At 64.4% G+C, this 17,396-nt stretch carries 15 protein-coding genes; 7 read left to right on the forward strand and 8 right to left on the reverse strand.

Annotated features, from left to right (window positions below):
• On the reverse strand, positions 1-258 hold the full coding sequence (locus tag POS17_RS01310; protein WP_060837020.1) for a hypothetical protein: 258 nt from the start codon (positions 256-258) through the stop codon (positions 1-3).
• A gap of 261 nt (positions 259-519) precedes the next feature.
• On the opposite strand from POS17_RS01310, the gene POS17_RS01315 reads away from it, so the two are divergent.
• Positions 520-702: a type II toxin-antitoxin system HicA family toxin gene (locus POS17_RS01315; protein WP_060837021.1), complete on the forward strand. Its 183-nt coding sequence runs from the start codon at positions 520-522 to the stop codon at positions 700-702.
• 29 nt (positions 703-731) lie between these two features.
• Complete coding sequence (locus tag POS17_RS01320; protein WP_060841863.1) at positions 732-1,133, forward strand: type II toxin-antitoxin system HicB family antitoxin; 402 nt, start codon at positions 732-734, stop codon at positions 1,131-1,133.
• A 2-nt stretch (positions 1,134-1,135) separates the two neighbouring features.
• On the opposite strand, the gene POS17_RS01325 is transcribed toward POS17_RS01320, so the two are convergent.
• Positions 1,136-2,182, reverse strand: a complete 1,047-nt coding sequence (locus POS17_RS01325) for a LacI family DNA-binding transcriptional regulator (protein ID WP_060837022.1) — start codon at positions 2,180-2,182, stop codon at positions 1,136-1,138.
• Positions 2,183-2,387: 205 nt separating this feature from the next.
• On the opposite strand from POS17_RS01325, the gene POS17_RS01330 reads away from it, so the two are divergent.
• The 3 genes from POS17_RS01330 to mgrA all read left to right on the forward strand — a co-directional run bounded on the left by POS17_RS01330 (position 2,388) and on the right by mgrA (position 7,217).
• Entirely contained in the window at positions 2,388-4,646 is a 2,259-nt protein-coding gene (locus POS17_RS01330; protein ID WP_060837023.1) for a TonB-dependent receptor, read from the forward strand.
• Positions 4,647-4,748: 102 nt separating this feature from the next.
• Positions 4,749-6,077 (forward strand): LLM class flavin-dependent oxidoreductase, encoded by a 1,329-nt coding sequence (locus POS17_RS01335; RefSeq protein WP_060837024.1) that lies wholly within the window; start codon positions 4,749-4,751, stop codon positions 6,075-6,077.
• A gap of 102 nt (positions 6,078-6,179) precedes the next feature.
• Positions 6,180-7,217, forward strand: a complete 1,038-nt coding sequence (gene mgrA, locus POS17_RS01340; protein ID WP_060837025.1) for an L-glyceraldehyde 3-phosphate reductase — start codon at positions 6,180-6,182, stop codon at positions 7,215-7,217.
• A gap of 90 nt (positions 7,218-7,307) precedes the next feature.
• On the opposite strand, the gene POS17_RS01345 is transcribed toward mgrA, so the two are convergent.
• Positions 7,308-8,507: an HlyD family secretion protein gene (locus tag POS17_RS01345; RefSeq protein ID WP_060837026.1), complete on the reverse strand. Its 1,200-nt coding sequence runs from the start codon at positions 8,505-8,507 to the stop codon at positions 7,308-7,310.
• Between the two features lie 76 nt (positions 8,508-8,583).
• Between POS17_RS01345 and POS17_RS01350 the strand changes: the two genes are divergently transcribed.
• Together POS17_RS01350 and lpdA are read left to right on the forward strand one after the other, a co-directional pair.
• The gene (locus POS17_RS01350) at positions 8,584-10,179 is read left to right on the forward strand and encodes a DHA2 family efflux MFS transporter permease subunit (protein ID WP_060837027.1); all 1,596 of its coding nucleotides are present in this window, start codon (positions 8,584-8,586) and stop codon (positions 10,177-10,179) included.
• Positions 10,180-10,336: 157 nt separating this feature from the next.
• Positions 10,337-11,791 (forward strand): dihydrolipoyl dehydrogenase, encoded by a 1,455-nt coding sequence (lpdA, locus tag POS17_RS01355; protein ID WP_060837028.1) that lies wholly within the window; start codon positions 10,337-10,339, stop codon positions 11,789-11,791.
• A 60-nt stretch (positions 11,792-11,851) separates the two neighbouring features.
• On the opposite strand, the gene tauD is transcribed toward lpdA, so the two are convergent.
• From tauD to gshA, 5 genes are all read right to left on the reverse strand, one after another.
• Complete coding sequence (gene tauD / locus POS17_RS01360; RefSeq protein ID WP_060837029.1) at positions 11,852-12,691, reverse strand: taurine dioxygenase; 840 nt, start codon at positions 12,689-12,691, stop codon at positions 11,852-11,854.
• 262 nt (positions 12,692-12,953) lie between these two features.
• Positions 12,954-13,793, reverse strand: a complete 840-nt coding sequence (gene tauC / locus POS17_RS01365; RefSeq protein ID WP_060837030.1) for a taurine ABC transporter permease TauC — start codon at positions 13,791-13,793, stop codon at positions 12,954-12,956.
• Complete coding sequence (gene tauB / locus POS17_RS01370) at positions 13,790-14,584, reverse strand: taurine ABC transporter ATP-binding subunit (protein ID WP_060837031.1); 795 nt, start codon at positions 14,582-14,584, stop codon at positions 13,790-13,792. The genes tauC and tauB overlap by 4 nt, the downstream gene beginning before the upstream one ends.
• Positions 14,585-14,611: 27 nt before the next feature.
• Positions 14,612-15,589 (reverse strand): taurine ABC transporter substrate-binding protein, encoded by a 978-nt coding sequence (tauA, locus tag POS17_RS01375; protein WP_060837032.1) that lies wholly within the window; start codon positions 15,587-15,589, stop codon positions 14,612-14,614.
• A 174-nt stretch (positions 15,590-15,763) separates the two neighbouring features.
• On the reverse strand, positions 15,764-17,347 hold the full coding sequence (gene gshA / locus POS17_RS01380) for a glutamate--cysteine ligase (RefSeq protein WP_060837033.1): 1,584 nt from the start codon (positions 17,345-17,347) through the stop codon (positions 15,764-15,766).
• Between the last annotated feature and the right edge of the window lie 49 nt (positions 17,348-17,396).

A 17,396-nucleotide genomic window follows, 5' to 3' on the forward strand; every position in this document is an offset into this window, starting at 1 on the left:
TCAGGCCCTGGTGAACAGCAGGTAGAGCACCAGGGCCAGCACCGGCACGGCAAACACCAGGCTGCCGACCATCAGTTCCGACCTCAGGGGCTGATGGGCGGTAACCATCCCCACCGCGCCGTTGATCACCGTCAACGCCAGCCACAACCCGGTAAATCCAAAGCCCAATATCGATCGGGAAAAGCCCAGCCGCTCGCCGATGAACAGCAGCAGCGCCAGCAGAATCAGGCCGAAGGTGATGATGATGGTGGTGTGCATGGAAAGCGTCTCCTGCAGGAGCGGTCGGACGATGTCGCGCTGGCCGGCACGGGGTGTTTGTCGACCTGTCCATGGAGCATAGGCGGCAAACCAGACCATCTGATGCAAGGAGACGGGGTTCTTGGTCGGCCAGCCGTCTCCCGTGCTCATGAGCAGGCATTGGGCTATCAGCGTATTGATTAACCAAGTGTGTATAGTGTGTATCGCTGCGTGCTGGATTGGATAAGGTGCCTGATGGTTCGGTATCCACAGGGCAGGGTTATGCGCAGTCGGGAGATGATCGGCAAGATTGAGGCGGATGGTTGGTACCTGATTGCCGTGAAGGGCAGTCACCATCAGTACAAGCATCCCTGGAAACCAGGGCGCGTCACTTTCAAGCATCCGGATGCGGAACTGCCCAGGGGCACGCTCAACAGCATCTTGAAACAGGCGGGCTTGAAATGAGCCCGTTACTGCATGAGGAGTCCAACGACATGAAATTCCCGGTGGTTCTGCACAAGGATGCCGACTCTGAATACGGGGTGATCGTTCCGGATGTGCCGGGCTGTTACTCCGCTGGTCACACGGTGTCCCTGGCGTTCGAGAACGTGAAGGAGGCGTTGTCCCTGCATTACGCAGGGCTGGTGGCCGATGGCGAGCCTCTGCCGCAGGTGCACGAGATCGATGAGCACCTGGACAACCCCGACTACGCCGGGGGTGTATGGGGCGTGGTGGAGTTCGACGTGACGCCGTATTTCGGCAAGTCGGTGCGCTTCAATGCCACCCTGCCGGAACACCTGCTGGAGCGCATCGATCAGACGGTCAAGCGTGACCAGCGCTACAACTCGCGTTCCGGGTTCCTGGCCGCCGCGGCGCTGCGCGAACTGTCGGCCTGAGGCTAGGTGCTTTCGCGCTCGATCACTCGGCATTGCAGCAGGTTCAGGCGCTGCACCGGCGTGCGGGTCGGCAGCACCCCAAGGCTTTCCAGGACCCGGGTCGCGGCCAGTACGCCGATCTCCAGCGCCGGTGGCTGGATAGTGCTCAGGCTCGGCAGCAGCATCTGGGCAAAGGGGTAGTCGCCAAAGCCCAGCACTGCGCAGTCCTCTGGAATCTTCAGCCCGGCGCGTTGCCCCGCCAGCAGGCCGCCGGCGGCCAGGTTGTCGTTGGCGAAGATGATGGCGTCGGGGCGCGGTGAGGCGCTCATCAGGGCCTCCATGGCCTGCTTGCCGGCTTCGAAGGGAGGACGGTCGGGATCCGGGGCAAACACCCGGGGTGGCAACTCCAGCTCTTTCAGGGTGGCGAGATAGCCATCGCGGCGCTCCAGCGCGCTGTAGTCGCCGGGGGCGCTGTTCTGCACGAAGGCGATGCGCCGGTAGCCCTTGGCGTGCAGGTGGCGAACCGCGCTGACCCCCACTTGAAAGTGGCTGAAGCCGATCTGCATGGGCTGGCGCTGGGGCTGGTAATCCCAGGTTTCGATCAGCGGGATCTCGGCTTCGGCGAGCATCTTTTCCGTGCCCGGGCTGTGGAAGTGGCTGGTCAGCACCAGGGCTGCCGGTGACCAGCCGAGAAAGGCCCGTACCGCGCTCTCTTCCTGTTTCTCGTCGAAGTAGCTGGAGGCCAGCAGCAGCTGATAGCCGTGGCGGCTTAGGGTGTCGCTGAAGCCTTGGATGGTCTGGGCGAAGATCGGTCCGGAAATGTTCGGGATGACCATGGCGACGATTCTGCCCCGGGCCGAGGCCAAGCCGCCGGCCACCAGATTGGGCACGTAGCCGAGTTCGGCCACCACGGCGGCGATGCGTTCCCGACGTTCGGCGGAGACGCTCTCGGGCTGGTTGAAGTAGCGCGACACGGTGATCGCCGACACCCCGGCCTGGCGCGCCACGGTGTTCAGGGTCACGCGGCCGGCGCCGCGGCGCTTGCGGCCAGGTGCTGGGTCAGTGGTCATGAGCGCGCTCCTTGGACTGAACCAAAAGGCATATAAAAGTAATTTTTCAGTATTGGACGCTCTATGCGGAGCGTGTCGATACTGGCGATGTTAGCGCTAACAAGGCGTCATGTCTGCTACTCGCTCGAGCGAATGCCCAAGACAGATTTCAGGCGCTGCCGGCGCAGATCGGCAGCGGTTCGGGGCATTTTTCAGCAGGTGCAGCATGCAGATATTTCATGGGGAGCAACACCGACTCGCGCATTCGATCCGTGGCACCACGGCCTCGCGCCCGCATCTGGGCTGGCTGTTGGCGGGCCTGGCGGCATTGCCGTTGCCAGCGGCCCTGGCCAGTGAAAGCGCGGCCACGGCGCAGGATCAGGAGCCGACCCTGAAGTCGGTAACGGTCACCGCCACGCGCCGCGAAGAGTCGCTGCAGAAGGTCCCGGTGGCGGTGTCGGTGGTGGATGGCGAGCAGTTGGAGCGCGACAACCGCAACGGCGTGGCGAGCATCGTGCAGCAGGTGCCGTCGCTGAACTTCCGCACCGGGGCTTCGAACAAGGACACCTCGCTGTTCATCCGCGGCGTGGGCACCATTTCCACTTCGCCGGGGGTGGAGCCGACGGTCGCGACGGTGATCGACGGTGTGGTCTACGGGCGACCCGGCCAGGCCACCCTGGACCTGCTGGACCTGGAGCGCATCGAGGTGCTGCGCGGGCCTCAGGGCACGCTGTTCGGCAAGAACGCTTCGGCCGGGGTGCTGAATATCGTGACCAAGGCGCCTTCCGCCGAGACCCACGGCTACATCGACCAGTCCTATTACAGCGGCAATGAAAGTCGTACCCGCTTCGGCATTGGCGGCAGCCTGGTTCCCGATGTCCTCAAGGGGTCTGTCACCACCTTGTTCGGCAGTTACGACGGCAATGTGGACAACCGCCACAACGGCCAGGAGGTCAACGGCTACAACCGCAAGGGCGTGCGCGGCAAGCTGGAATTCACCCCTAGCGCCGACCTCAAGTTCACCCTGGCGGCGGACTACATGCAGTCCCATGACGACGCGCCCAATGGCGTGGTCAGCAAGGCCCTGACTCCGGCCTTCGCCAATGCCCTGAGCCCGGTCCGGGCCAGCAGCGACAACCGCGATATCAACACCGATACCCGCACCCATGTGCAGGACATCAACAAGGGCCTGTCCGGCCAGCTGGACTGGAACCTCGGCGACTACACCCTGACCTCGATCACCGCCTGGCGCGGCTGGAACAACACCCAGTACCAGGATGGCGACCGTCTTGGCGCGGTCAGCGCGGCGTTTCCCGGGACCGCCGACAAGGGCGACCTGGACTACAACCAGTATTCGCAGGAACTGCGCCTGGCCTCGCCCAAGGGGCAGTTCCTGGAGTACGTCGGCGGCCTGTTCTACCTGCATGGCAAGGACGAGGAAACCTACCAGCGCACCCTGACCACCACCACCAGCGTCAATCGCGGGATTGCCGACTACAGCACCACCAACGACAGCTACGCGGTCTTCGGCGAAAGCACCTTGAATTTCACCGAGGACTTTCGCGCCATCGCCGGTTTGCGCTGGACCCATGACGACCTGAAATACGACCACCGTCGGGTGTCGACCTCGGCCACCACGGTCAGCGGGATCCAGCCGGGCACCCGCAGCTCGGGTTCGGTGGACGAGGACGGCTGGTCCGGTCGCCTGGGCCTGCAATACGACCTCAGCGACAGCGTCACCAGCTACCTGACCTATTCCCGCGGCTACAAGGGCCCGGCCTACAACGTGTTCTTCAACATGCAGCCGCGGGACACCAATGCGCTCAAGCCCGAGACGTCCAACACCTGGGAGGCGGGGATCAAGGCCAGCAGCTGGAACAATCGCCTGACCACCAACCTGGCGGTGTTCCACAGCGAGTACGACAACTACCAGGCCAACTTCTTCGACACCGTGGCCGGGCAGGTGGTGACCCGCCTGATCAACGCCGGCCGCGTCAGCAGTGAAGGCGTCGAGCTGGACTACGCCCTGCAGGCCACCCAGCAATTGAAGTTCTCCGGGGCCCTGGCCTACACCCGGGCGCGCATCGATGCGTTCGCCTGCCCGGCGGGCGCCGCCGCTTCCTGCAACGTCAACGGCAAGCCATTGCCCTTCAGCCCGGATTGGAAAAGCTACGTGCGGGCCGACTACAGCATTCCCCTGGATAACGGCCTGGATCTCGAATTGGGCACCGACTACAGCTGGCAAAGCCAAGTGCAGTACGACATCAGCCAAAACCCCGACACCCGGCAGGGCGCCTACGGCATCTGGAACGCCAGCATCGCCCTGGCCGACTACAACGACGGCTGGCGCGTGGCATTGCTGGGCAAGAACCTGGCCGACAAGTCCTATTCGCCGTTGCTGGCCAGTGGCGGCAACTACATCTACCGCGCGGTGCCCCGGGATGACGAACGTTATTTCGGTGTGCAGTTACGCAAGGACTTCTGACCCTTTGCAGGCGCCGGCTTGCCCCAGGCCTTGCGGGCGCTTGCGCTGGCAAGCCAGCTGCTGCGGAGGGTGTTTTTTTGCAGTGTGAAACAGGAGTTGCCCATGTCTCGTTCCACTCGCCAGCTCAAGCTCGGCGCCTTTCTCATGGCCACCGGTCACCACGTTGCCGCCTGGCGTCATCCGCAGGTGCCGGCCCAGGCAGGACTGGACTTTGCGGTCTATAAAGAACTGGCGCAGATCGCCGAGGCCGCGCGCTTCGACGCGCTGTTCGTCGCCGACAGCCTGGCAGCGCCGACCGGCACCATCGCCAGCCGCATGGCCCGTTCCGATTACTTCGAACCCTTGACCTTGCTGTCTGCCCTGGCGGCCGTGACCGAGCGGATAGGGCTTATTGCCACTACCACTACGAGCTATAACGTACCGTACCACGTAGCACGTAAATTCGCTTCGCTGGACCATCTTTCAGGGGGTCGGGCGGGGTGGAACCTGGTGACGTCGGACAATGCCGCCGAAGCGCAGAATTTCGGGCGGGATGAACATTTCGGGCATGCCGAACGGTATCGCAGGGCCCGGGAATTCCATCAGGTGGTGACCGGGTTGTGGGACAGCTGGGAGGACGACGCCTTTGTCCGGAACAAGGCCAGTGGCGAGTATTTCGACCCGAACAAGCAGCATTTACTGGATCATCGCGGCGAATTCTTCCAGGTCCAAGGGCCCTTGAATGTGCCGCGCCCACCCCAGGGTTACCCGGTGATCGTGCAGGCCGGCTCCTCGGAAAGTGGCCGCGACCTGGCGGCGCAGACGGCCGAGGTGGTGTTCACCGCGCAACCGTCCCGGGCCGCCGCACAAGCCTTTTATGCGGACCTGAAAGGGCGTCTCAAGCAGTACGATCGTAGTACGGAATCGCTGAAAATCATGCCCGGAGTGTTCGTGGTGGTGGGCGACAGCGAAAGCCAGGCCCGGGAGAAGTTCGAATCGTTCCAGGTACTGGTGGAGCCCGAAGTGGGGGTGGCCCTGCTCGGACGGATGCTGGGCAATTTCGATTTGTCCGGTTATCCGCTGGATGGACCTTTGCCGCAGTTGCCCCTGACCGAGAGCGGTCAGCAAAGCCGCCAGCAGTTGCTCACCGAACTGGCCGGCAAGGACAACCTGACCCTGGCTCAGCTGGGGCGCAAGATTGCCGGCGGGCGTGGGCACTACAGCCTGATCGGTACGCCCGCGCAGATTGCCGACGAACTGCAGGCCTGGTTCGAGGAGGGCGCGGCTGATGGCTTCAATGTGCTGGTGCCCCACCTGCCGGGCGGCCTGCGGGATTTTGCGGCGGGGGTGATTCCGGAACTGCAGCGGCGCGGGCTGTTCAGAACAGAATACGAGGGCCGCACGCTGCGCGAGAACCTGGGGCTGGAGCGGCCGCAGAATCAGTTTGTGTAACCACCGCCTGCTGCAGGCGCTGGCTCGCCCGCAAGCTGGCGCCTACGGGGCGCAATGATCGACGTTAGTTGTTTTGCAAAGACCTGACCCAGAGAGGATTCGATGACTTATATCGCTGCCGAAAATCGCTACGACTCCATCCCTTATCGCCGTGTCGGCCGCAGTGGCCTGGTGCTGCCGGCGCTGTCCCTGGGGCTTTGGCACAACTTCGGTGACAGCACGCCGATCGACACCCAGCGTGCCCTGTTGCGCACGGCCTTTGACCTGGGGATCAATCACTTCGACCTGGCCAACAACTATGGCCCGCCCTATGGCAGCGCCGAGATCAATTTCGGTCGTCTGTTGCGGGAGGACTTCAAGGCCTATCGCGATGAGCTGATCATCTCCAGCAAGGCCGGCTGGGACATGTGGCCCGGGCCTTACGGCCAGGGCGGCGGTTCGCGCAAATATGTGCTGGCCAGCCTCGACCAGAGCCTGCAGCGCCTGGGCCTGGACTATGTGGATATCTTTTATTCCCACCGCTTCGACCCGGATACGCCGCTGGAGGAAACCGCCAGCGCCCTGGCCAGCGCGGTGCAGCAGGGCAAGGCCTTGTACATCGGCATTTCCTCCTATTCCGGGGCCAAGACCCGGGAAATCGCCGCGTTGCTCAAGGAGTGGAAAGTGCCGCTGCTGATCCATCAGCCGGCTTACAACATGCTCAATCGTTGGGTGGAGAAGGACCTGCTGGAGACCACCGATGAGCTGGGCGTGGGGGTGATCGCCTTTACTCCCCTGGCTCAGGGGCTGCTCACCGATAAATACCTCAATGGCATTCCCGAGGATGCGCGGGTCAATCGTCCGGGTGGAGGCTCGCTGCAGGCTTCGCACCTGTCCGAGGCCAATCTGGCCCATGTGCGGGCCCTCAACGAGATCGCCAGGAACCGCGGCCAGAGCCTGGCGCAACTGGCCCTGGCCTGGACCTTGCGCGATCCGCGGGTGACTTCGGCCTTGATCGGTGCCAGCCGTCCCGAGCAGATCGTCGAGAACGTCGGGGCCTTGCAGAACCTGAGTTTCAGTGTGGAGGAGCTGGCGCAAATCGATCATTTCGCCAAGGAGGGGCGGATCAACCTGTGGGAAAAACCGTCGTTGGCGGAGTAACGTCGCCAGGTCCCGCGCCCCCGGCAGAGTGATTTGCCGGGGGCTTTTTTTACCGGGCAGGGCAGGAGCGGCGAGTTTTTTGGCGGGCGCTCATTGCACCGTTGCGGACGCGTTGCTGCTCACCTTGAGCGTGGTCCGGGTGCTGGCCACGGCGCCTTCCCCCGGGTTGTCCAGATCGACTTTTGCCGTGACCGACAGGCCCGGCCGCAGGCGTTCGAGGCCGGATTGATCGGCATTGAAGCGGATGCGTACCGGAACCCGCTGCACGATCTTGGTGAAGTTGCCGGTGCCCGGCTCGAAGGGCAGCAGGGCGAAGGTCGAACCCGAACCCGGTGCCAGGCTTTCCACGGTGCCGACGAGGCTCACCCCCGGCAGGGCATCGATCTTGATCCGGGTCGACTGGCCGGGGGACATGTGCTGGGTCTGGGTTTCCTTGAAATTGGCCAGTACATAGAGGTCGTGCAGCGGCACCAGGGTCAGCAGGCGCGAGCCGGGTTGCACGTAATCACCCACCTGGACCTGCCGATTGCCGACGGTGCCGTCCATTGGCGCATGGACGGTGGTGTGGCGCAGGTCCTGCTGCGCCAGTTCGAGTCGGGCCTGGGCGCTCACCACCCTGGCCTTGGCCATCTGCAGCTGTGCTTGCAGGCGTTCGCGTTGGGCTGTGGTCACCGCCAGGTCGTTTTCCGCCACTTGCAGCATGGCCTGGGCGTAGGCGTGGCCTTGTTCGGCGGAGATGGCCTGGGTGCTGTATTTCTCCACTTCGTTGCGCGCCACGGCTCCGGTGGTGACCAGGGTGTCGAAACGGTTGCGCTCGGCGTCGGCGCGTTTGGACTCGGCCTGGGTGGTGCGGATCGACGTGCGGGCTGCGAGGACGCGGGTGTCGGCCAGGCGCTGTTCGGCTTGTTGAATCTTCAGCGCCGCCTCGGCCAGGGCCACCTGGGCCTGATTGTCGGCCAGGTCGCCGGCGGCCAGGGTCACCCGGCTGTCGAATTCCTCGCTATTGATGCGTACCAGGGGCTGGCCGGCGGTGACGTTTTGGTGGTCCTTGACCAGCACCTCGGTGACCAGGCCGTGGACTCGCGGCGCGACGGAGGTTGCATCGGCGGCAATGTAGGCGTCGTCGGTGGTTTCGGTCGAAGGCGCCATCAGTACCCAGGCCACCCCGACCGCCACCAGTGTCAGGGCGATAGCGCCGGCGATCACGGGGCGCTTGGAGCGCTTGCGCGGCTTTTCCATCTCGTGTGCGGCTTGCAGGATGGCGTTCTGAGTCTGGTTGCTCTGCTCCATGTTGAAGCTCCACGCTGTTTTGAATTACGATCATAATATTCACATGATGGCCGCAATACTACAGGGAGCACCGAACGTGACGACAAGCGCATCCGAGCTCCCTGATGTGGGCGCCCAGCCTGGTCAACAGTCCGCCCGCCGCAAGCTTCTGGTGTTCACCATCATGGCCTTTGGCATGTTCATGGCGCTGATCGATATCCAGATCGTGGCGGCTTCCCTCAATGATGTGCAGGCCGGCCTCAGTGCCGGTCCCGATGAGGTCAGCTGGGTGCAGACCGCCTATCTGATCGCCGAACTGATCATGATTCCTTTCTCGGCCTTCCTCGCCCAGGCGATCTCCACCCGCTGGCTGTTCGCTGCCGGTGCGGCATTTTTTACCCTGTTCAGCGTCGGCTGCGGGATGGCCTGGAACATCGAGTCGATGATCGTGCTGCGAGCGCTGCAAGGCTTCGCCGGAGGCGCCATGGTGCCCACGGTGTTTGCCGTGGGCTTTGTGCTGTTCGAAGGCAGGCAGCGGGCGATGGTCCCGGCCATTCTCGGGATGACCGCGGTTCTGGCGCCGACACTGGGTCCTACGGTGGGCGGCCTGGTGACCTTCTACCTGGACTGGCGCTGGATCTTCTTCATCAACGTGCTGCCGGGGCTGTTGGTGTGCATGGGCGCTGCGCTGCTGATCGATGTGGATCGGCCCGACCTGTCCATGCTGCGGCGCATCGACTGGCTGCACTTTGCGGCCATGGCGCTGGCGCTGGGGTGTTTCGAGTATGTGCTGGAGGAGGGGCCGCGCAAGGACTGGTTCAGTGATAGCGCAATTGTCATCGCCGCCTGGGTTTGCCTGGTGTCCTTTGGACTGTTCATCGAGCGCTCGCTGTATTCGAACAACCCGATTGTGTCGCTGCGGCCCTTTCGCGACCGGACCTTTTCCATTGCCTGCCTGCTGAACCTGGTGATCGGTTTCGGACTGTATTCCTCGACTTATCTGGTTCCGGTGTTTCTCGGGCGAGTGCGCGGTTTCGACAGCCTGGAAATCGGCACCACGGTGTTTGTGGTGGGGATCGGGCAACTGGTGAGCACGATCATCGCGGCTCGGGCTTCGGAGAGAGTCGATCGGCGCTTGATCATCTCGGTGGGCTTTCTGGGCCTGGCCCTGAGCCTGTGGCTGACCTCCCGGGTCACCGCCAACTGGGGGTTCGACGAACTGCTGGTTCCCCAAGTGGCCCGCGGCCTGTTCCTGATGCTGTGCATCGTACCCAGCGTCAACATGGCCTTGAGTTCATTTCAGGGCGTCGAGCTGCGCCAGGCCTCGGGGTTGTTCAACCTGATGCGCAACCTGGGTGGCGCGATCGGCATTGCAACGGTCAACACCTGGCTGCAGGACGATGCCCGCACCCAGGTGCTGCGCTTGTCCGAATCCTTGGGCGCCAAGGCTGTCGCTGCGCAGGAGCTGATGGGGCAACTGGCCTTGAAGATCGCCGCCGAGACTCCGGATTCCGGCCATGCCTATCTGATGGCCCAGGGCATGCTTGGCCGGCTGGTGGCACGTGAAGCCCTGACCCTGGCGTTTGGTGATGTGTTCCGGCTGATGGCGCTGCTGTTCGTGGTGGCGCTGCTGCTGGTGCCGTGGTGCAAGGCGGCCCCGGCGCTGGCCTCGCCGGTGGCGAAGGAAAAGTGATTGCCCGTGCCGGGCCCCTACAGGGTCCAGGCGCCGGACTGGGCGTTGCGCCGGTGGCTTTCGGGAGGTTGGCGGGGCACGGCCAGCTGAAAATTCTCAAGGACAACGGGACCATGGGAGCCGTGGTCGATGTTGTCTCTACAAAGGAAGGCAACCTATGAGTGAGCAATACGATGTGATCGTGATTGGCGCGGGTCCCGGCGGCTATGTCGCGGCGATCCGGGCGGCGCAGCTGGGACTGAAGACGGTCTGCATCGAGCGCTACAAGGGCAAGGACGGCAAGACCGCCCTGGGGGGCACCTGCCTCAATGTGGGCTGCATTCCTTCCAAGGCACTGCTGGACAGCTCCCATCACTACGACGAAGCGCGCAACGGCTTTGCCGTACATGGCATCGGCATCAGCAACCCGCAGATCGATGTACCGGCCATGCTGGCGCGCAAGGACAGCGTGGTGCGCAATTTCAACGGTGGCATCGCCTCGCTGTTCAAGGCCAATGGCGTGGCCTTGCTGGAAGGTCACGGCAAGCTGCTGGCCAACAAGCAAGTGGAAGTCACCGCGGCCGATGGCAGCACCCGGCGCATCAGCGCCACCAGCATCATCCTTGCCCCCGGCTCCCGGCCCATCGATATTGCCGCAGCGCCGCTGACCGACCAGGTGATCGTCGACTCCACCGGAGCCCTGGAATTCACCCGCGTGCCCCAGCGCCTCGGTGTGATTGGCGCCGGCGTCATCGGCTTGGAACTGGGCTCGGTCTGGGCTCGCCTGGGCGCCGAAGTGACGGTGCTCGAAGCCCTCGACAGCTTCCTGCCGGCAGTGGACGTGCAGATCGCCAGGGAGGCGCAGAAGATCCTCGGCAAGCAAGGCCTGGATATCCGCCTGGGGGCCCGGGTGACGGCCTCCGAGGTGCAGGGCGACAGGGTCAAGGTCCGTTTCAGCGAAGGCGGCGAGGACCAGCAGCAGACCTTCGATCGCCTGATCGTCGCCGTGGGGCGTCGGCCCCTGACCACCGATCTGCTGGCCGCCGACAGCGGGGTGCAGTTGGACGAGCGTGGCTTTATTCATGTCGATGGCCAGTGCCTGACCAGCGTGCCTGGGGTGTTCGCCATTGGCGACGTGGTCCGCGGCCCGATGCTGGCGCACAAGGCGTCGGAAGAAGGCGTGATGGTGGCCGAGAGCCTCGCCGGGCATCGGCATCCGCTCAATTACGAGCTGATCCCGTCAGTGATCTACACCCACCCGGAAATCGCCTGGGTCGGCCAGACCGAGCAGGCCCTCAAGGCCCGGGGCATCGAGCTGAACATCGGCACCTTCCCGTTCTCCGCCAGCAGCCGGGCCATGGCGGCCAACGACACCGCCGGGCTGGTCAAGGTGATTGCCGATGCCGCCACCGATCGGGTGCTGGGCGTGCATGTGATAGGACCGGGCGCTGCGGAACTGGTCCAGCAAGGCGCAATCGGCATGGAATTCGGCACCAGCGCCGAAGACCTGGGGATGATGGTGTTCTCCCACCCGACCCTGTCCGAAGCCCTGCATGAAGCCGCGCTGGCGGTGAATGGCCAGGCGATTCACATCGGCAATCGCAAGAAGAAAGCTCCCGCCAGCGTCAAATAGCCTGCTGTGCCCGGCTTCGCTCATCCAGCGCGGCCGGGGCCTGTTGCATCTCCCCGCGTCTCAGCGAAAAAACGGCACATCCCCAAGAATGGTCGCGCGCTGCATGACTCGACGCTGTGGGCGGTAGTCGTCCACGGCGTAGTGCTGGGTCACGCGGTTGTCCCAGAAGGCCACGTCGTTTTCCTGCCAGCGCCAGCGAATGGTGAATTCCGGGCGGGTGGCGTGGGCGAACAGCAGCTTGAGGATGGCCTCGCTTTCGCTCTCGGACAGTTCGTTGATCTTGGTGGTGAAGCCGTCGTTGACGAACAGCGACTGGCGCCCGCTCACCGGGTGGGTGCGGATCACCGGGTGCGACAGCGGCGGGTTCTTGCGTCGGGTTTCCTCCCAGCGCGCCAGGTCCTCGGGGGTGTTGCCGAAGCGCTCCAGGGGGAAGGACTTGATGAATTCGTGGGTCGCGGTCAGGCCCTGCAGCAGGTTCTTCATGGGCTCGGACAGCGCCTCGTAGGCGGCGATGCCGCTGGCCCACAGGGTGTCGCCGCCGAAAGCCGGCAACAGCTTGGCGCTGAGCACCGCGCCCAGGGCCGGGGTCGGCAGGAAGGTCACGTCGGTGTGCCAGATGGCGTTGTCGCGCACGTCGGTTTCGGCGGTGTCGAGAATCAGCACTTCCGGCTGCTCCGGCACATTGGGGTAGATCGGGTGGATGTGCAGGTCACCGAAGCGGGCGGCGAAGCGCGCCTGCTGCTGTGGGGTGATCGGCTGGTCGCGGAAGAACAGTACCTGATGCTTGAGCAGCGCCTGCTCGATGGCGTCGCGCTGTTCGACGCTGAGCGGCTGGCTGATGTCGATGCCGCTGATCTGGGCGCCGAGGGCAGAGCTTAAAGGGGTGATGGTCAGGCTCATGGTGGTTCTCTTGTACGGCGCCGAACGCTCGGCGTGGTCGGATTCGGTTTATCGGCATCAAACTAAAAAAACGGGTGCGCTGGCGGTGTCGTGACCCTGTAGCCGCTGTCGAGCCTTGGCGAGGCTGCGAACGGCGGCGCAGTAGATGCAAACCCATGCAACGAGGTCTTCCTCATCGATTGTTGCGAGCGCTACGCGCTCGGTCGCAGCCTCGCCAGGGCTCGGCAGCGGCTACAGATAAGCCGCGTGCGGCGCATGCAGGTCAGTGGGATTGGCCGTGCCAGGGCACCAGCTTGCGTTGCAGGGCGCGCAGGCCCATCTCCATGGCGAAGGCGATCAGGGCAATCACCAGTATCCCCAGCACCACCACATCGGTGACCAGGAACTGCGCGGCGGACTGCACCATGAAACCCAGGCCGCTGGTGGCGGCAATCAGCTCCGCGGCCACCAGGGTCGACCAGCCCACGCCCAGGCCGATGCGCACGCCGGTGAGAATGTCCGGCAAGGCGCTGGGCAGGATCACGTGGCGAATCAGCTGGGCCCGGGTGGCGCCCAAAGACTGCGCGGCGCGCAGCTTGGCCGGGTCGACGGTGCGCACGCCGGTGGCGGTGGCAATGGCGATCGGGGCGAAGATCGCCAGGTAAATCAGCAGCACCTTGGACAGCTCGCCAATGCCGCACCAGATGACGATCAGCGGCAGGTAGGCCAGGGGCGGAATCGGCCGGTAGAACTCGATCAACGGGTCGAGCACGCCGCGGGCGATGCGGTTGGCGCCAATGGCGATGCCCACCGGAATCGCCGTCAGCACGGCACAGCCCAGGGCCAGGCCGATGCGCTCCAGGCTCGCCGCCAGGTGCTGCCAGAGGGTGGAATCCATGTAGCCGCTGGTGGCCAGCAACCAGCCTTTTTGCAGCACGGCGGCAGGCGGAGGCAGGAACAGCGGTTCGATCAGGCCGCTGGCGGTCACCGCCCACCACAGGGTCAGCAGGGTGATCAGGGTCAGCACGCTGATCCAGCGGGTGCTCAGGCTGCGGCGCACGGTGTGTGGCGCTTTCGGCTTGGCATTGCGGGTGGCGGTGGCGGGAATCTCGTAGCTGCTCATGGGCGCTCCTGCTGCTGGGTGGCGCTGCGCTGGGAGAACACCCGGGCCAGCACGTGTTCGCGGGTTTCGATGAACAACGGGTCGGACTTGATCGCCCGCGCCGATTCGCCGGCGGCGTAGCGCTGGCCGAAGTCCAGGTTCAGGCGCTCGACGATCTGTCCCGGGTTGGGCGCCAGGAGGATCAGGTCGGTCGCGAGGAATACCGCTTCCTCGATGTCGTGGGTAATCAGGAACACCGGTTTGGCGGTGCGCCGCCAGACTTGCAGCAGCAGCTCCTGCATCTGTTCGCGGGTGAAGGCATCCAGGGCGCCGAAGGGTTCATCCATCAGCAGCACGCGCGGGTCGGCGGCCAGGGCGCGGGCCAGGCCCACGCGCTGTTTCTGTCCGCCGGAAAGCTGCCAGATGCGGCGCTTGTCGAAGCCGGCCAGGTCCACCAGGGCGAGCATCTCCCGGGCCCGGGCTTCACGCGCGGCCCGGGCCACGCCGGCCAGTTCCAGGCCGAAGGCGACATTGCCCAGCACGTCCTGCCAGGGCAGCAGGGCGTCGTCCTGGAACACCACGCCACGTTCGGCGCTGGGGCCCTTGACCGGCACGCCGTCGAGGCTGATGCGCCCGGCGCTGGGGTCGACGAAGCCGGCAATCAGGTTCAGCAGCGAGGTCTTGCCGCTGCCGGAGGGACCCAGGGCGACCAGCAGTTGCTGTGGCCCCAGGGTCAGGGAAATATCCGCCAGCACCGGTTCGGCGGCGCCGGGGTACTGTGCGCTGATGCGCTCCAGTTGTAGCAAGGCCATGACGGCTATCTCCTGTCCGGTCGCGGGTTATTCAGGGATGAACTTGGCACTGACGTAGGGGGCGTAGTCCGGCAGCACCGCTTCGACCTTGCCTTGCTCCTTGAGGAACACCGCGGTGTCGGTGATGGCCTTGGTGGTCGGGGCACCGAGGCTGAGCACCTGGTCGGCGGCCAGTGGGTAGACGTTGCCTTGCAGCAGCAGCGGGATATCGCTGGCCTTGGCCCCGGAGAGCTTGACCAGCTTGTCGACGTTGCCCTGGTTGGCCAGCCAGGCTTGCGGGTCCTTGCGGTACTGGGCGTAGGCATCCAGGGTCACCTTGGCAAAGGCCGTGACGATTTCCGGGTGCTTCTCGGCGAAATCCTTGCGCACGATCCAGGCGTCGAAGGTCGGCGCGCCGAACTTGGCCAGCTCACCGGAGGTGATCAGCACCTTGCCGTTTTCCTTGGCCACGCCCAGGGCCGGGTCCCAGACGTAGGTGGCGTCTATATCGCCGCGCTTCCAGGCGGCGATGATCGCCGGTGGCGCGAGGTTGAGGATCTGCACTTTCGAGGGATCGATGTTCCAGTGCTTCAGCGCTGCCAGCAGGCTGTAGTGGCCGGTGGAAACGAAGGGCACGGCGACTTTTTTACCGATCAGGTCCTGGGGGTTGGTAATCCCGGAACCGTCCCGGGCCACCAGGGCTTCGGCGGCGCCGATCTGGGTGGCGATCAGGAAGGTCTGTACCGGCACCTTGCGGGTGATGGCCGCGGTCAGGGGGCTGGAGCCCAGGTAGCCGATCTGCACGTCGCCGGAAGCGATGGCGGCGATGACGTCGGCACCGTTGTCGAATTTGCGCCAGTTGATCTTGGCCTGGGTGGCTTTTTCATAGCTGCCGTCGGCCTGGGCGACCTTGGCCGGATCGACGGTGGTCTGGTAGGCGACGGTGACGTCGGCCGCCTGGGCAAAGAAACTCGCAGCGGCCAGGGACGCGGCCGCCAGGAGGCGAAGGGGGAAGTGCAGTTTCATGGGGGTGCTCCTCATAGGCGGCCGGTGATCGGCGTGGGAGGAGACTAAATGATCTAAGAATGCAGAAATAAATAACTTATTTGCATTAGCTTATGAGGGGAATAGGCAGCGTGCTGTTCGCCGGCAAGCCGGCTCCTACGGTATGGGTGCAGGAGCCGGCTTGGCGGTGAAGCGTCAGTTGCTGATGGCCAGGATGCTGGCCTGGTAGGCGCCGACGAACACGTCGAAATCACCCACTTCGTTCTGCTCAAGCTCGGTCTGCTGCTCCAGGGATTTGCGCGCCGCGTCTTCGAAGGCGGCTTGTTCTTCCTTGCTCAGGGCCTGGCTGCGGAAGTGCTCGGCATGCGCCTGGCTCTGGCGCAGGGAGAACTGGCTGAAGCTCTCCTTGTGCTCGCTCATGGCCGCCAGCACCTGGGCCGATGGGGTCAGGGACGAGTCCTTGACCTTGGCCAGCTGGGCGTCCAGCGCCTTGCTGTGCACGTCGCTGCCGTGGCTCTGGTCGAGCAGGGCGGCCAGTGGCGCGATCTGCTCCAGCAGTTCGGCCGCCCATTCCTTCATCTCCACCGGCTGGCCCTGGCGTTGCAGTTGCAGGCCCGGACGCCGGCCTTCCTTGACCACGGCGAGGAAGTTCGAGGTGGCGTTGCCGCACTCGTTGTTCGCAAACAGCGGGCTGTCGTTGAGCGCGCAATACAGCAGGAAGGCGTCGAGGAAGCGGGCTTCCTGCAGATCGATGCCCAGGGGCAGGAAGGGGTTGATGTCCAGGCAGCGCACTTCGACGTACTGGATGCCCCGGGCCATCAGCGCCTGGATCGGTCGCTCGCCGGTGTAGGTCACGCGTTTGGGGCGGATGTTGGAGTAGTACTCGTTTTCGATCTGCAAGATGTTGGTGTTCAGTTGCACCCACTCGCCATCCTTGTGGGTGCCGACGGCCACGTAAGGCGCGTAGGGCGTGGCCACGGCCTTGCGCAGGCTGTCGGTGTAGCTGTTCAGATCGTTGTAGCAGGGGGTCAGGCCGGCCTGGGCCTTGCTCTGGTAGCCCAGGTCGCTCATGCGCAGGCTGGTGGCGTAAGGCAGGTACAGGGTGTCGGCGTCCAGCTGTTCCAGCTGGTGCGAGCGGCCGCGCAGGAACCCTGCGTCCAGGGCTGGCGAGGCACCGAACAGGTACATCAGCAGCCAGCTGTAGCGGCGGAAATTGCGGATCAGCGCGATATAGGCCGAGGACTGGTAGTCACGGTCGCTGCCGACGAAGCCCTCGGCTTCCTTGAGCCGCGGCCACAGCTGTTCCGGCAGGGAAAAGTTGTAGTGGATCCCGGCAATGCACTGCATGGTCTTGCCGTAGCGCAGGGCCAGGCCCTTGCGGTACACGTACTTGAGCTGACCGATGTTGGAGGTGCCGTAGTAGGCGATCGGGATGTCTTCCTCGGCCGGCAACGGGCACGGCATCGATGGACTCCACAGGTACTCGTTGCCGAGCTTGCTGTAGGCGAAGCGATGAATCTTGTCGAGGCTGGCCAGGGTATCCGCCGGGTCCGCGAGGGCCGGGGTGATGAACTCCAGCAGCGACTCGGAGTAGTCGGTGGTGATCTGTTCGTTGGTCAGCGCGGAACCCAGTTCTTCCGGGTGCGGGGTCTGTGCCAGGCGGCCTTCGCCGGTGACACGCAGGCATTCACGTTCGATACCGTGCAGGCACTGCTCGAGCAGGGAGAGGTTAGCGCGCTCGCCGAGCAGAGCCAGGCGGCGGTTGAGAAGTTCGCTCAAGTTGGATTCCTTCACGCGTCAGTCGCCCCAATATGGGGGTGGGCAGGAC

The sequence above is a fragment of the Pseudomonas sp. Os17 genome (assembly GCF_001547895.1).
Taxonomy (GTDB): Bacteria; Pseudomonadota; Gammaproteobacteria; order Pseudomonadales; family Pseudomonadaceae; genus Aquipseudomonas.

Bases quoted from the DNA above. Each gene is read 5' to 3' on its own strand.
- POS17_RS01310 (WP_060837020.1), bottom strand. From the start codon at position 258: ATGCACACCACCATCATCATCACCTTCGGCCTGATTCTGCTGGCGCTG.
- POS17_RS01315 (WP_060837021.1), top strand. From the start codon at position 520: ATGCGCAGTCGGGAGATGATCGGCAAGATTGAGGCGGATGGTTGGTAC.
- POS17_RS01320 (WP_060841863.1), top strand. From the start codon at position 732: ATGAAATTCCCGGTGGTTCTGCACAAGGATGCCGACTCTGAATACGGG.
- POS17_RS01325 (WP_060837022.1), bottom strand. From the start codon at position 2,182: ATGACCACTGACCCAGCACCTGGCCGCAAGCGCCGCGGCGCCGGCCGC.
- POS17_RS01330 (WP_060837023.1), top strand. From the start codon at position 2,388: ATGCAGATATTTCATGGGGAGCAACACCGACTCGCGCATTCGATCCGT.
- POS17_RS01335 (WP_060837024.1), top strand. From the start codon at position 4,749: ATGTCTCGTTCCACTCGCCAGCTCAAGCTCGGCGCCTTTCTCATGGCC.
- mgrA (WP_060837025.1), top strand. From the start codon at position 6,180: ATGACTTATATCGCTGCCGAAAATCGCTACGACTCCATCCCTTATCGC.
- POS17_RS01345 (WP_060837026.1), bottom strand. From the start codon at position 8,507: ATGGAGCAGAGCAACCAGACTCAGAACGCCATCCTGCAAGCCGCACAC.
- lpdA (WP_060837028.1), top strand. From the start codon at position 10,337: ATGAGTGAGCAATACGATGTGATCGTGATTGGCGCGGGTCCCGGCGGC.
- tauD (WP_060837029.1), bottom strand. From the start codon at position 12,691: ATGAGCCTGACCATCACCCCTTTAAGCTCTGCCCTCGGCGCCCAGATC.
- tauC (WP_060837030.1), bottom strand. From the start codon at position 13,793: ATGAGCAGCTACGAGATTCCCGCCACCGCCACCCGCAATGCCAAGCCG.
- tauB (WP_060837031.1), bottom strand. From the start codon at position 14,584: ATGGCCTTGCTACAACTGGAGCGCATCAGCGCACAGTACCCCGGCGCC.
- tauA (WP_060837032.1), bottom strand. From the start codon at position 15,589: ATGAAACTGCACTTCCCCCTTCGCCTCCTGGCGGCCGCGTCCCTGGCC.